The sequence below is a fragment of the Butyrivibrio sp. genome, from assembly GCF_017635265.1.
GTDB lineage: Bacteria > Bacillota > Clostridia > Lachnospirales > Lachnospiraceae > Butyrivibrio.
This window is the reverse complement of record NZ_JAGBLU010000045.1, coordinates 15,449-28,977: the sequence shown is the minus strand read 5'-3', so window position 1 is coordinate 28,977 and position 13,529 is coordinate 15,449. Positions and strand designations below refer to the sequence as shown.

General features: G+C 38.1%; 14 protein-coding genes. 2 read left to right on the top strand and 12 right to left on the bottom strand.

Annotated features, from left to right (window positions below):
- From J6O61_RS06240 to J6O61_RS06225, 4 genes are all read right to left on the bottom strand, one after another.
- On the bottom strand, positions 1 to 979 hold a 979-nt coding region (locus J6O61_RS06240), incomplete at its 3' end, for a hypothetical protein (RefSeq protein WP_292210898.1).
- A 216-nt stretch (positions 980 to 1,195) separates the two neighbouring features.
- A complete protein-coding gene (locus tag J6O61_RS06235; protein WP_292210895.1) occupies positions 1,196 to 1,702 on the bottom strand; it encodes a Gx transporter family protein in 507 nt (168 codons plus the stop codon).
- A gap of 17 nt (positions 1,703 to 1,719) precedes the next feature.
- Positions 1,720 to 2,124: a NusG domain II-containing protein gene (locus tag J6O61_RS06230; protein ID WP_292210893.1), complete on the bottom strand. Its 405-nt coding sequence runs from the start codon at positions 2,122 to 2,124 to the stop codon at positions 1,720 to 1,722.
- A 152-nt stretch (positions 2,125 to 2,276) separates the two neighbouring features.
- Complete coding sequence (locus J6O61_RS06225) at positions 2,277 to 2,828, bottom strand: Crp/Fnr family transcriptional regulator (protein WP_292210891.1); 552 nt, start codon at positions 2,826 to 2,828, stop codon at positions 2,277 to 2,279.
- Positions 2,829 to 3,096: 268 nt separating this feature from the next.
- Here J6O61_RS06225 and J6O61_RS06220 point away from each other — a divergent pair, with 268 nt between their 5' ends.
- Complete coding sequence (locus J6O61_RS06220) at positions 3,097 to 3,384, top strand: hypothetical protein (RefSeq protein ID WP_292210889.1); 288 nt, start codon at positions 3,097 to 3,099, stop codon at positions 3,382 to 3,384.
- Positions 3,385 to 3,438: 54 nt separating this feature from the next.
- Here J6O61_RS06220 and J6O61_RS06215 read toward each other — a convergent pair whose 3' ends face one another.
- The 8 genes from J6O61_RS06215 to J6O61_RS06180 all read right to left on the bottom strand — a co-directional run bounded on the left by J6O61_RS06215 (position 3,439) and on the right by J6O61_RS06180 (position 10,629).
- A complete protein-coding gene (locus J6O61_RS06215; RefSeq protein WP_292210887.1) occupies positions 3,439 to 4,224 on the bottom strand; it encodes a CheR family methyltransferase in 786 nt (261 codons plus the stop codon).
- A 139-nt stretch (positions 4,225 to 4,363) separates the two neighbouring features.
- On the bottom strand, positions 4,364 to 5,503 hold the full coding sequence (gene rpsA / locus J6O61_RS06210) for a 30S ribosomal protein S1 (RefSeq protein ID WP_292210884.1): 1,140 nt from the start codon (positions 5,501 to 5,503) through the stop codon (positions 4,364 to 4,366).
- A complete protein-coding gene (gene ispH / locus J6O61_RS06205; RefSeq protein ID WP_292210881.1) occupies positions 5,484 to 6,338 on the bottom strand; it encodes a 4-hydroxy-3-methylbut-2-enyl diphosphate reductase in 855 nt (284 codons plus the stop codon). The genes rpsA and ispH overlap by 20 nt, the downstream gene beginning before the upstream one ends.
- 24 nt (positions 6,339 to 6,362) lie before the next feature.
- Positions 6,363 to 7,031 (bottom strand): (d)CMP kinase, encoded by a 669-nt coding sequence (cmk, locus tag J6O61_RS06200; protein WP_292210879.1) that lies wholly within the window; start codon positions 7,029 to 7,031, stop codon positions 6,363 to 6,365.
- Between the two features lie 19 nt (positions 7,032 to 7,050).
- Entirely contained in the window at positions 7,051 to 8,310 is a 1,260-nt protein-coding gene (locus J6O61_RS06195) for an NAD(P)/FAD-dependent oxidoreductase (protein ID WP_292210876.1), read from the bottom strand.
- Positions 8,310 to 9,260, bottom strand: a complete 951-nt coding sequence (locus J6O61_RS06190; RefSeq protein ID WP_292210874.1) for a MurR/RpiR family transcriptional regulator — start codon at positions 9,258 to 9,260, stop codon at positions 8,310 to 8,312. The genes J6O61_RS06195 and J6O61_RS06190 overlap by 1 nt, the downstream gene beginning before the upstream one ends.
- Positions 9,257 to 9,808, bottom strand: coding sequence for a TetR/AcrR family transcriptional regulator (locus tag J6O61_RS06185; RefSeq protein ID WP_292210871.1), 552 nt, complete (start codon positions 9,806 to 9,808; stop codon positions 9,257 to 9,259). Before J6O61_RS06185 ends, J6O61_RS06190 begins: the two co-directional genes overlap by 4 nt.
- A gap of 122 nt (positions 9,809 to 9,930) precedes the next feature.
- The gene (locus J6O61_RS06180) at positions 9,931 to 10,629 is read right to left on the bottom strand and encodes an MgtC/SapB family protein (RefSeq protein ID WP_292210868.1); all 699 of its coding nucleotides are present in this window, start codon (positions 10,627 to 10,629) and stop codon (positions 9,931 to 9,933) included.
- Between the two features lie 276 nt (positions 10,630 to 10,905).
- Between J6O61_RS06180 and J6O61_RS06175 the strand changes: the two genes are divergently transcribed.
- The gene (locus tag J6O61_RS06175) at positions 10,906 to 13,470 is read left to right on the top strand and encodes a bifunctional diguanylate cyclase/phosphodiesterase (RefSeq protein ID WP_292210865.1); all 2,565 of its coding nucleotides are present in this window, start codon (positions 10,906 to 10,908) and stop codon (positions 13,468 to 13,470) included.
- Positions 13,471 to 13,529 lie beyond the last annotated feature (59 nt).

Here is a 13,529-nt window from a genome sequence, read left to right as displayed (position 1 = left end):
TATTCATCTCATCAAGCTTATTGTTTGTTGATGTATTCATCTCATCAAGCTTATTGTTTGTTGATGTATTCATCTCATCAAGCTTATTGTTTGTTGATGTATTCATCTCATCAAGCTTATTGTTTGTTGATGTATTCATTTCATCAAGCTTACTGTTCGTAGATGTGTGCATCTCATTAAGCTTGTTATTTGTAGATGAATTCATTTCATCAAGCTTCTGATCAGCAGACTGTTCCATCTCATTTAATTTACTTGTGGTCTTATCTTCAATGCTTGTCAGGCTCTTGTTCAGCTCATCTACAGAGCTTTTAAGATCACCTGTAAAGCTCTTATCAAGATCAGTCAGCTTACTTACCAGATCCGTGTACTGCTTCAGATTCTCACCCGTCATCTTTGAGTCATTGTTTTTTATAAGCTCTTTGATTGAATCCATCAGTTCTCTGCTATCTGACTGAGCCTTGGAATAATTATTTTCAATCTGATTGAACCTCTCAGAAACCTGACTGAATTCCTTATTAAGCTTATCAGTATTTTCTCCCTTATTCTTTTCGATTATCTCCTTCATATTCTGTATCTGGGAGTCGGTCCTAGTAACCTGGCTGTGGAGTTCCTTAAGATTTCCGCCAAGAGTAGTCACTTTCTCAGTAATATGTTCACTGCTCTTATCTTCTTTCGTCAACTCATAAAAAGAATCAAGTCCTTCCTTGCTGTCAACAATGGATTTATCCAGCTTAGTCAAATACTCATGAAGCTCATCAAGCTTTTCATTAGTCGTTTGTTTATTCTCTTTTTCACTTTCATTAAACTCTTCTTTGGCCGTTGCCATCGCCACCGGAGTACTGATATAAATAAGTCCGCCACACAAAATAAGTGCAATTATTACTGCTATTGCAACCACAACAGTATCATGCCTTTTTAGCTTTTTTAGCAAAAGCCTGATTGAATTGTTTTGTTTGTCCCATTTTCCTTTAAAAATCATAACAAAATCCCTTTCTGTAATTTGCTTGCAAAAAGGCACAGATACGCCTGTCGCAAGCGTCGTTAATAAATAAAAAGTGGAAAATCACCGGAAGAATATCCGTGATTCTTGTCAGCTGAATGCCGACGAAGATCTATTATACAGAAAACAAAAGAAAATGCAAGGAAAAATTTTTCACAAACAATTAAAGCCCCCAAAACCGACACGAAAGCCAATTTAGGGAACTTTGATCTTACTGACTCTTTTTTCAACCATAGCGCCTACAATGCCAATGATTAAACCGCTGATAATACCTGAAAGCCATAATACCGGAAGATACCATACAATCGCAGTAGTATTTAAAAATACGACAGCAGCAAGTATCTGTCCTATATTATGCGTAACTGCACCGGCAACACTGACTCCTACCGTACTGAACCTGTTTGTCTTTTTTAGCAGGATCATAACTATTGTGCTGAGCATTCCTCCTGTAAAAGAAAATGCAAAGCTCATAGCTGTTCCAAATAAAAGTGATACTGATATGATCCTTACCGCATTAATAAAAAGCGCTCCCTTATCTCCCATTTTATATAGAGATACAAGTACTACTATATTGGTTATCCCAAGCTTAACACCCGGTACAGCTATAAAGACCGGAAGCTGCATTTCCACATAGCTAAAAATCATTGCAAGTGCAACCATCACACCGTAAACTGCTATTTTTTTTGTTTTGTCATTCTTCATTAACCAAAAAACCTCTGTCAGCCAACTATTGCATCAATTTCATCTTCAGAACCTATATTGTCAGAAGATTTTTCCCCATCAACTATCTCTACAACCACACGGTTCGGAAGACAAATAATTGACTGCCCGATGCTCCTTATTTTCCCCATATGAACGCACAAAAGATCAGGACATGAAGCATCTTTCAAATAGACCTCTCCATCCTCAATAACAAGATAATTGGTTCCTCCATCATATCCTTTTATCTCAAATTCACGGTTTTCTTCAAGAGAAAAAGTATACATAACATTTCCGTCAACAGAAACCACAACATTTTTACCGTTCTTCCCAGTCAGCTTTACTCCCAGGAAAATAAAAAGAGAAATTACCAACAGTATTGTTATAAGTACTGCATCATAACGGATTTTATTTTTTTCATTCATACAAGTGTCCAATAAACCTTAACTTTTAAAACTTAGCCCAACAATAAACACTAACAATTTCTCTTTCACATGTCAAAAGAATAATTTAACTCTTAACAGTTTTTCTCCATTGACTATAGCTTTTATACTGTCACTTTGGCAACCTCAAAAGATCATATTTTTTCATTTATTGTATGTCTGTCAAGATAGTACATAGAGCCTTTAATCCCAAATCCATTAGGATTATAAAGGCTTCTGAGAAGATCTTTTTTTACAACATCAAATTTAGATTCTTCATCAGGTTTAAAAGAGTTTAACTCTTTTGTCAGATAAGAAATCTGGTGTTGCATTACCATCATGGTTTTAGCCATATTTCTCATAATCTGCAGAATACTTGTATGGTTTTCTTTAATAAAATCACCTACCCTGTCAAGGGTTACTCTTATCGCGTATACATCACTGTAGGCAATTATTGTATAGATTGCAGGAGCCTCCATAAGCAATCCCATTTCACCGATACATGCGCCCGGTCCGATAATTCCAACAAGAAGCTCATGGTCTGTGCCATAACCTATATACATCTCAGCCCTTCCCTGAATTATTTTATACATATCAGGGGAGACTTCGCCTTCTGTGAGGATAAAGCTTTCCGCCGGAAATGACACAATAGCTTTTCCTGAACAGTTACTATCATTTATCAAATTCTTTTTTTCGTTATCACCCATGGCAACCTCCTATTATTATAACTATTTCTATTCTATCAGATGAACGGGTCAATACACTAATCACAAAAATTTTATAATCTGTTCGATTGAAACATTTGTTCGATGGGAGTATTATATAAATCACCCCAACATATGTTCGGAACATATATTCGATTTATTGTAAGAAAAAGCTATAAGAGCAAGCCGGTATGCCTTTTATCGCATTCATTCATAGTCATTACCGACATGAATTATGGCAACATCATGGAATTTCAAGGAGTGTAGTTTTATGAGTAGAGTTATAGATGAAGTAGATATTATCTGTGAACACAAATCTGATGGCAGCATTATCCCCATACGCATACGCTTAATGAATGAAGACGGTGAATATACTGTCTTTACAATAAAGGGGTACCGTGAATCAGAAAAAAAAGGCACTCACACAACAGAAGATGGAATCTATGTCGCAGATTCCACCTTCATATTTGAATGCCTCATTATTGTTGCCGGTATAAAAAGAATTGTAAGGCTATATTATGATCCCATGACAAATGCTAAATGGAAGCTGGCCATATAGGATTTATATTCGAAAATGTTCCTTATGCTTGCCCTGTCCACAGCATGGGTATTATCAAGCCTTTGGCTTCTCGTAGTAGAATGAGTTCTTACGGATAAATCCAATATCCTTATAGTTTACAATCTGCTCTGTACTTCCGATAAAGAGAATTCCACCGGGAGTAAGATTTGCATAGTACTTTCTGAAAATGTCGTCCTTAGCTTCTTCTGTGAAGTAAATGAGAACATTTCTGCATACAATGAGATTACAATCCTTTGGATACGGATCTCTTAACAGATCCGCCTGTTTAAATGTAACCCTTGATGTTATCTCGCTTGAAACCTTCATTCTTCCGTCAGGAGTCTCGGTAAAGTATTTCTTTTTAAATTCTTCGGGAACATTTGCTATTTCCTTTTTGTCGTAGATAGCTGCCTTTGCCTTGGCAAGGACCACTGCGTCAAGGTCTGTTGCATATACATTTATCTGATTAAGCGGCATATGCTTTGAAAGAAGCATAACAATCGTATAAGGCTCATCACCTGTCGAGCAGGCAGCGCTCCAAATTTTTAGGTTCTTGCCAAATTTGCCGATAAGTTCAGGAACCATTTCTTTATCCATCAGGCTCCACTGATCCATATTTCTAAAGAATTCAGATACGTTTATGGTGAGATATGTAACAAAAGAATCCAGTGCTTCTCTATCTTTTTTTATGAGTGCCAGGAATCCGTCATACCCTTTAACTTCATACTTGCCGATAAGAGTATCGATTCTTCGTTTCATCTGTTTTTCTTTATATGCGTTAAGATCAATCTTAGTCAAATCATATACGCCTTTTTTAAACCACTCGTAATCGTATTCCATAGGTAGACTTCCTCCTAACAATATTTGTAATAGCGTTCCTTACTAAATTGTATATTAGATATTTTGTGATGTAAAATTAAATTATTATAAAGAAAAGCCGACAGCTACACGCTGTCGGCTTCTGAATAATTATACTTAATTAGTTCTCTTCGTTCTGTTCAGCGATAACCTTGTCGATATCTACTGATACAACATCGCCATCCTCAGCTGCCTCTTCTCCGGCTTCAGGAGCGAACATAGCCTTGATTGAAAGGCTGATCTTCTTCTCGTCCTCGTTGAAGTCTACAATCTTAGCTTCAACTTCCTGACCTACCTTAAGTACATCAGCAGGCTTCTCAACATGCTCTTTAGCAATCTGAGAAACATGAAGGAGTGCATCAATCCCCGGCTCAAGCTCTACGAATGCACCAAAATCTGTCATTCTTGCAACTTTTCCTTTAACAATGTTGCCTACAGCATATTTTTCTGTAGCATCCTTCCAAGGATTCTCATTATCAAACTTTCTTGAAAGAGCGATCTTGTTTCCGTCAATAGACTTAACAAGAACCTTAACTGTATCACCAATCTTAAATACTTTCTTAGGGCTTTCAACACGTCCCCAGCTCATCTCTGAGATGTGAAGGAGTCCGTCTGCACCACCAAGATCAATGAATGCACCGAAATCTGTAACATTCTTAACAACACCGTCAACTACATCGCCGGCCTTGATAGTATCAAAGAGCTTCTTAGCAGCTTCTGCTTTTTCAGCTGTTACGAGCATTCTTCTGTTTCCGATGTATCTTCTTCTCTTTGGATTGTACTCAGTTACAACAAACTGAATTTCCTGATCCTGATACTTGGAAAGATCTTTTTCATAGCTATCAGAAACGAGGCTGGCAGGGATGAAGATTCTTACTTCATCAACAACTACTGTAAGTCCACCCTCAAGTACCTGAACAACCTTAGCTGTAAGTACTTCTTTGTTATTGAAAGCTTCCTCAATTCTCTTGTTGCCTCTGTCGATGGCAAGTCTCTTATATGAAAGAATAACCTGTCCGTCTGCATCGTTGGTCTTAAGAACCTTAACGTCCATTGTATCACCAACTTTAACTGCAGTTGTAAGGTCGATTGAGTTGTCGTTGCTATATTCGTTTTTAGTCAAGATACCGTCGGACTTGTAACCAATGTTAAGGATTATCTCGTCAGGCTTAACGTCAATAACAGTTCCCTCAACAACCTCCCCTGTGTGAATTGTTTTGAACGATTCGTTAAGCATCTGTTCAAAAGTTTGTTCTGACATAATTCTGAACCTCCTCAATAATGTTCTTTGGGGTTGATGCCCCGGCGGTAATCCCTACAAGCTTGACGTCAGATGTCATTTTCAAATGCAAGTCTTCAAGGGTTTGAATAAAATATGTACGTTCACACTTCTGACTGCATATTTCATACAGTTTCCTGGAGTTAGAACTGTTAGCCCCACCTATCACAATCATAACATCTGCCTTGGTTGCAATTTCCTCAGCTTCTGACTGACGTTCATCGGTTGCATTACATATAGTATTCACAATATTAATATTGTAACCGTTATTTTCAAAGATTTCAACGGTTTCTTGAAATTTATTCCTGTTAAATGTAGTCTGGGACACTAATGTATATTCAAGTTCCCTGTTTTCATTAAAATTTTCTGCCTCTTTCGGCGAATCAATAACGAAAACCGGTCCTCTTGCATAGCTGACAATTCCCTCAACCTCGGGATGATTGGCGCTTCCCACAACAATAATACTTTTGCCTGCTGCACTCTGTTCATCAACTATTTTGTGAATTCTTTTTACAAAAGGACATGTTGCATCAATTACATTAAGTCCCTTTTCTTCAATCTTATTATATACTTCCTTGGTCACTCCGTGAGATCTGATCACAATTGTTCCATCTGTCAGTTCATTTAATTCTTCAGGTGAATTTATAACCCTAACCCCTTTTTTCTCCAGATCGCTTACAACAATCTCGTTATGGATAATAGGGCCGTATGTATAAATATTCACTCCTGTAGAATTTTTTATCTGGTCATATACTGTTTCAACCGCTTTTGTAACTCCAAAACAAAAGCCTGCATGCTCAGCAACATATACTTCCATAAAATAATTACCTTCCTACCGCCATTACTTACCGCAATCTTTATACAGACCAACGATTGTGTCTGCCACTTCTTCAATTGTCATATCAGAAGAATCAACAAGCGTAGCATCATCTGCCTGTTTAAGAGGTGATATTTCCCTGTGCATATCCCTGTAATCTCTTTCGATTATGTCTTGTTCAATCTTTTCAATATCGCACTGCTCGCCTTTTGCTGTGAGTTCTTTAAATCTTCTCTCTGCTCTCACTTTTGAACTTGCTGTAAGATAGACTTTAACATCAGCATCAGGCAAAACGACTGTTCCGATATCGCGGCCATCCATTACAACATCCGTTTCAGAAGCAAGTTTTTGCTGGAGCTCTACAAGTTTTTTACGAACATCTCCATTTACACTGCTGGCAGAAGCCATATTTCCGACTTCTTCTGTCCGAATCATTCCGTTAACATTCTCTCCATTAAGGTAAACTACCTGCTCACCATTTTCATGTTTTATGGTAATGTCGGCGCTGCCGCAGGTAGCGCTGATTTTGTCCGCCTCTGACGCCTTAATACCTTTTTTTATCATATATAATGCCATAGCTCTGTACATAGCTCCGGTATCAACATAAATAAAGCCAAGTTCCTTTGCTACTTTTTTGGCTATTGTGCTCTTTCCTGCTCCTGCAGGTCCGTCTATAGCAATCTGCTTACTCATATATAACAACTCCTTTTCCTTATTCTTCAGATGCGCAAAGTCCGGCTAAATGCCCCGTAGACCATGCAATCTGAAGATTAAAGCCGCCGGTCTCTGCGTCTACATCCAGCACTTCTCCGGCAAAGAAAAGTCCTTTCACAATTTTGGACTCCATGGTGGATGGATTAATTTCTTTTACACTAACTCCGCCTTTTGTAATGATTGCTTCATTAAAACCGCGGGTTCCCTGAACTGTCATGGGAAGGTTCTTGATCAGTTTAACAAATCCTTGTCGCTCTTGTCTGGTTATTTCGTTGACCTTTTTTTCAGGATCGATTCCGGATAACTTTATCATAACAGGAATAAGCTTTGAAGGGAAAAGACCTCCCAAAATATTTTTAAAACTCTTATTAAGTCCCTCTTCAAAATCCCTCAGCACTCTTTTATCAAGTTGCTCTTCCGTCAGAGCAGGTTTAAGGTCAAGTAAAAGATAGTATTCTTTTTCTTTATCATAATAACAGCTTCCGGTTAAAACAAGAGGGCCGCTGATTCCAAAATGAGTAAAGAGCATTTCCCCAAAGCCGTCATAGACAGGCTTTTTCTTTTTTACTGCCTTCTCACTTTTTTCATACATTTTCAGACCAACATTTTTTAGTGAGAGTCCCTGAAGATCTCTGCACCAATCCTCTTTTATCTCGAAAGGAACAAGGGATGGTGCAGGTGTCACTACGCTATGGGAAAGTTCTTTGGCAAACCTGTAGCCGTCCCCGGTAGATCCGGTTGATGGATATGACATACCGCCGCTGCAAACTATAACACGGTCAAACTCTTCCCTGACAATCGGATTATCTCCGTTTTCATAAGTAACTGCTGACACAGTTCCGTTTGAGGCTTCTACTGACAGCACATTGGTTCCAAAGCTGACCTCTACTCCCGCCTTTTTTACTGCATCGTACAAAGTCTTAATAATATCAGACGAGTGGTCTGAAACAGGAAATACCCTGTCACCTCTCTCTATTTTTAAATGACATCCGTTATTTTCAAAAAATTCCATTACTGCGCTGTTATCAAAATCATATACCGCACTGTACAAAAATCTGGGATTTCTTTTTACATAGTTAAAAAAGTCAGTAACATCGCAGGCATTAGTCACATTACATCTTCCCTTGCCTGTTATGTATATCTTTTTTCCGGGCTTTTCATTTTTTTCAAAAATAGTGACGCTACTGCCACTTTTTGCCGCAGTTAGCGCCGCCATCATACCGGCTGCCCCGCAGCCAATTACCGCTATTTTCTTCATTAAGATTCCTCTTGGTTTAAATCTTTTTCTCTGTTCTGAACCGGCATTCCTATCATAGGTGCGTCAGAGGCAAAATCTATCTCATCATTAAGATAAACCTGATAATTATTCCAGGCTTCTTCAAGCATTTTAAGGTCTGCCTTAACATCATTAGGTCTCTTCATACAGAGAGCAACAACGAGTGCATTTATGACACTAAGAGGAGCTACCAGAGAGTCAACAATCGATGCCATCTCACTTTTTGCCAAAAGATTACACGATGAATAAAGATTCATAGGTGAGTGAACCGAATCTGTTATGGTTATCACCTTGGCGTTCCTGTCATTGGCAAATTCCATGCACTTTAAGGTTCTCATGGAATATCTCGGAAAGCTGATTCCGATAATGCAGTCTCTGTCATTTATCCTTATCATCTGCTCGAACATTTCAGAAACACTTGTTGTTCTTATGAGCACATTATTACCTCTTATGATATTGAGATAGAAATGCAAAAAATCTGCCAAAGGTTCACAGCTTCTAAGTCCGACTATATAAACGGTCTTGGCTTTTAAAATAATATCAACTGCTGTTTTAAAAGCCGCCACATCAATACTGTTGATGGTATTTTCAATATTGGATATATCTGATTTTAAAATAGTCTGAAGAATCTCTCCCTCGCTGCTTCTGCCAAATTTGCGTCCCACCTTATCCAGAGAACCGAATTTGTCACTTACCCAGACAGAGAGTGCTCTTTGAAACTCAGGATATCCGTCATATCCGATACTCATGGCAAATCTGACTACTGTGGATTCGCTCATTCCCACTATTTTGCCCACCTCTGCGGCAGTCATAAATACAGCCTGCTCATAATGGTCGCAGATATACTGTGCAATAGATTTCTTGCCTTTACTCATCTTGGAATAACATTCATTTATCCTGGTGATCACATCCACGTCTTTTTCGAATTTCATACGCTAAATGCCTTATAAGCTGACTCAAGCATCTCAACTGAGGCGGCTTCATCAAGATCGTAATCACCGGTTACTGCCATGCATCCTGCACCATGTATAAAAATCCACATCTGCATAAAAAGCTGCTGTGCATTTTTAGCTCCCATGCTTTGGGCTTTGCTTATTTCCCTGACAACATTTTCATTAGAGCCGTTTACAAGATCGTACATGCTCTTTGTATCTTTATCCTTTTCAGAAATAAAAAGAAGTCTGAAAAGATGTGGATATTTCTGGGCAAATCCAATATACGCAAGACCAAGATCGACAAATGGTGTCTGGTGAGTCTTGGCAAAATCATTATAAAACTCTTCATAATAGTCAGCTGCTTTATTATAAACGTCCGCCTTAAGGGCATCCATATTCTCATATATGCGGAAAATAGGCTGTGTTGAGCATCCTGCCTGAGCAGCAAGCTTTCTTGATGTTATCTGCTCAAATCCCTCTTTCCTTGTGATTTTAAACGCCGCATTTACAATCTCTTTCTGCGTTATCGTAGCCTTTCTGGACATATCCATCCTCCCCGTAATATTATATAGTCATAAAAAACATACGTTATTATTTTACAAAAACGGAATGGCTGTGTCAATGTAAAAGCTAAGGTACAGTTTTAAAGTAACCGGATTTGCCTTTTTTAGATTTCCTCTACGTAATTTACATACTCCAGTTCGTTTAACATATTTATGACTTCTCTGTGTGGACGCTTTTTGTCAAAATCAATGTCTACAATCAAAGCTGTATCAGATGACAATAACGTTTTCTCCTTACTTTTTGTCATACTGTTGATTTCAAAGCCTTGATCTGAAATCCATTTGGAAAGTTTTTTTACACCGGCGTTTTTATTAACCTCAATGTAAAGGCTCAAATACTTGCTGTACTCTTCAACAACCTTGCTAAGCTGCATCAGGATAACGTTAGCTATCATTATAAGAACAAAGCACACAGTTCCCACAACAAGGTATCCTCCTCCTATAGCCATCCCCATACATGCTGTAACCCACAAGGATGCTGCTGTCGTAAGTCCTTTTATCTGTTTGCGCCCTGTAACAAGTATGGTGCCGGCTCCCAGAAAACCTATTCCGCTTACAACACCTGCCGGTATTCTGCTGGTATCGGCTGACAGTCCGGGAATCATGGCAAGATATATGTTAAGCGCTGTAGAAACGGCGCTTCCAAGACTTACCAGTGCAAAAGTCTTTATTCCTGCGCTATGTCTTTTTACAACCCTCTCCCATCCCACAAGACATCCAAAAAGTGTCGCCAATATAAGCCTTATAGCCACAGCCCAGTCGTCGGAACTCTCCAAATACTCCAATATCATACTTCCGTTCATTCAAACACACTCCACTTCACTATATTTAATATTCTAAAGATATCTGTCACAATCTTATATTACATATAAAAATCCTGCGAATCTATCTATTCTTTGCCTGTTTATTTAAATTTGTTCTCATTTTTTGTTTTCTGCAAGAATTATCAACAAGTCTCTATTCAAATCGTTACTGTTCAATTCCTAACGGGTAACAAAGCAATTATGCTTTTATCATCTTTTGTGATAAAATATAATTGTTATTACGTAATGTTTTTTTCACTTCTCGGAGGCATTCACTTGAATACAAATCAATCAAATAGTCCTGATTTCGAACAATATATTCTGAACCACTTTGACAGGGCTCTTTCAGAGGAATGGATTAAAGCCTACCATCAGCCTCTTATTCGTGCTGCAAACGGATTGGTATCTGATGAAGAAGCCTTTGCACGATGGGAAAATCCAAATGGTGAAATTTATGAAGCATCACTTTTTATTCCCATTTTGGAAAAACACGGTCTTACCTACAGGCTTGACCTTTACATGGTCGAACGTGTTGTAAAAAAGTTAAAAATTCAGTCTTCGCATGATTTATTTGTAGTTCCTGAATCCATCAATCTTTCAGGATCCGATTTCCTGCAATGTGATATGGTGTCGGAAATTGTAGAGTTAATAGATAAATCAGGTCTTTCCCGGGAAAAAATATGTATCGAGCTATCTGAAAAAGATATCTCGTCAGACACAGATTTTTTTAATAAACAGATTTCCCGCTTCAAAGAAAACGGTATAAAAGTATGGCTGGATAACTATGGTAATGGCTACACTTCACTTCTTTTGCTGCTAAAGATGCATTTTGATCTTTTGAAAATCAATGAAGAATTCATTCACTTAATAGACAATAATGAATCAGGGCGCATTCTTTTGACAGAAGTTGTAAAAACCGCCATTTCCCTTGGAATGGACACAGTCGCTCAGGGTGTAGAGAGCAAAAAACAGGCTGAATTTTTAAAGGAAATAGGCTGCACAAAATTGCAAGGGTATTATTTCATACATCCAATTTCACTTTCTGCTATCATTGAAAGAAATGAAACGGGCACACAGATTGGTTTTGAAAATCCTGATGAAACCTCATATTTTGAGCAGATAGGGAAAATAAACCTTTATGAGATTTCTCTTTCATCTGACAGTAATAGTCCTGTTTCAAACTATTTTGATACTACTCCTATGGTCATATACTCAATGGGAAGTGACCGCGCCAGGTTACTAAGATGCAACAGGAGCTTCAGGGCATTTCTGAAAAAGGCTTTTCACAGCAATAAAAACATTGACGAAATTGTCTATGATTCTGTTTTGCCGGGGAGTGGGTACTACTCCTTCAACGCAGCAAGGCAATGTGCCAAAGATGGAAAAAGGGTAATAATTGATGACAGAATGAGCGACGGAAGGTCGATTCAGCTTCTTATTTACAGAATAGCAGTCAATCCCGTAACCGGTGACAGCGCAGTTGCAACTGTCGTGTTGTCAGTTTCAGACGCTGATATTAAAGACTCTTTAACGTATAACTACATAGCCAGAGCTCTTTCAGAAGATTATATTACTCTTTTCTTTGTAAATTTGGATGACAATTCATTTACAGAATATTCTTCCAACGGTGAACACCGCGATATTTCTTTTGAGAAAAAAGGAGAAGACTTCTTCGATTTTGATAAAGCAGACTTTAATCCACCAATAGCGGAAGCAGACAAAGAACAATTCCGAAAACAATTTACCAAAGAGATCGTTTTAGACGAACTTGAAAAAAACGGGATATATTCCATCGTAACCAGAATGCAAATCGAAGGGGTTCCTGCTTTTGTTACTGTCAAAGCTGTAAAAGTAAGAGGAAAAGGAAATAATGCAATCATAGGCATAAACAATGTCGATGCCCAGATAAAGGCACGCGAATTACTTGAACATGCAAAAGAAGAGGAAGTTATTTATTCAAGAATTGCTGCCCTTTCAGGAAATTATATATATATTTTTGTTGTTGATCCAATTACAAACAGATACAAAAAATATATTCCAACTAAAAAGCGTGTTGCTGTGGAACTGCCTGAAGAAGGTGAAGACTTCTTTGAAGAGCTTACAAAAATTGCCCCTGATTTGACTTGTCCTGATGATCTTGAAATGTTTTTATCTTCATTTTCCAAAAAGCAGATAATGGATCAGATAAGAACAGTTGGTTTCTACGAAAACCATCACCGCATAATTTACAAAAAATCATTCATTCACGTTTCCATGAAGGCTGTTCTTGATAAAAACGGCGATGAGGATAAGTTAATAGTAGGAATTCTTGATATAGACCGGATTGTAAAAAGAGAACAGGAGTATGCCGCCAATTTGCAGGAAGCTGAAATAAAGGCCAATATCGATGAACTTACCGGTGTAAAAAATAAGCATGCCTATGCGGAAATAGAAGCAAATATGAATGAACTTATCTCCAAAGGAAGTATATCAGACTTTGCAATTGCAGTATTTGACTTAAACGGGCTCAAGGAGGTAAATGACACTTTGGGGCACCAGGCAGGAGACGAATACATCAGAAAGGGCTGCAACACCATTTGCCGATTTTTTAAACACAGTCCCGTATTCAGAATCGGAGGTGATGAATTCGTTGCCATAATTCAGGGATATGACTACCTGAATTCCTCAACTCTCATGTTAAAACTAAAAAAATACAATCTTCGAAACAAACGCAAAGGCGATGTTGTTGTCGCAGCCGGCATTTCCAAATACGATAATGACAAAAAAATTTCCGATATTTTCAAGCGCGCTGATGAAGCAATGTATATAAACAAATATGAATTAAAGAAAACAAATTCCTGATATCAAATGCAAAACGCCCCATCGATCAATAATCGATGAGGCGTTTTTCTCTGTCCAAT

What these genes read in the sequence shown, in the direction of transcription:
- J6O61_RS06235 (WP_292210895.1), bottom strand. Translation starts at nt 1,702, where the DNA reads ATGAAGAATGACAAAACAAAAAAAATAGCAGTTTACGGTGTGATGGTT.
- J6O61_RS06230 (WP_292210893.1), bottom strand. Translation starts at nt 2,124, where the DNA reads ATGAATGAAAAAAATAAAATCCGTTATGATGCAGTACTTATAACAATA.
- J6O61_RS06225 (WP_292210891.1), bottom strand. Translation starts at nt 2,828, where the DNA reads ATGGGTGATAACGAAAAAAAGAATTTGATAAATGATAGTAACTGTTCA.
- J6O61_RS06220 (WP_292210889.1), top strand. Translation starts at nt 3,097, where the DNA reads ATGAGTAGAGTTATAGATGAAGTAGATATTATCTGTGAACACAAATCT.
- J6O61_RS06215 (WP_292210887.1), bottom strand. Translation starts at nt 4,224, where the DNA reads ATGGAATACGATTACGAGTGGTTTAAAAAAGGCGTATATGATTTGACT.
- rpsA (WP_292210884.1), bottom strand. Translation starts at nt 5,503, where the DNA reads ATGTCAGAACAAACTTTTGAACAGATGCTTAACGAATCGTTCAAAACA.
- ispH (WP_292210881.1), bottom strand. Translation starts at nt 6,338, where the DNA reads ATGGAAGTATATGTTGCTGAGCATGCAGGCTTTTGTTTTGGAGTTACA.
- cmk (WP_292210879.1), bottom strand. Translation starts at nt 7,031, where the DNA reads ATGAGTAAGCAGATTGCTATAGACGGACCTGCAGGAGCAGGAAAGAGC.
- J6O61_RS06195 (WP_292210876.1), bottom strand. Translation starts at nt 8,310, where the DNA reads ATGAAGAAAATAGCGGTAATTGGCTGCGGGGCAGCCGGTATGATGGCG.
- J6O61_RS06190 (WP_292210874.1), bottom strand. Translation starts at nt 9,260, where the DNA reads ATGAAATTCGAAAAAGACGTGGATGTGATCACCAGGATAAATGAATGT.
- J6O61_RS06185 (WP_292210871.1), bottom strand. Translation starts at nt 9,808, where the DNA reads ATGTCCAGAAAGGCTACGATAACGCAGAAAGAGATTGTAAATGCGGCG.
- J6O61_RS06180 (WP_292210868.1), bottom strand. Translation starts at nt 10,629, where the DNA reads ATGAACGGAAGTATGATATTGGAGTATTTGGAGAGTTCCGACGACTGG.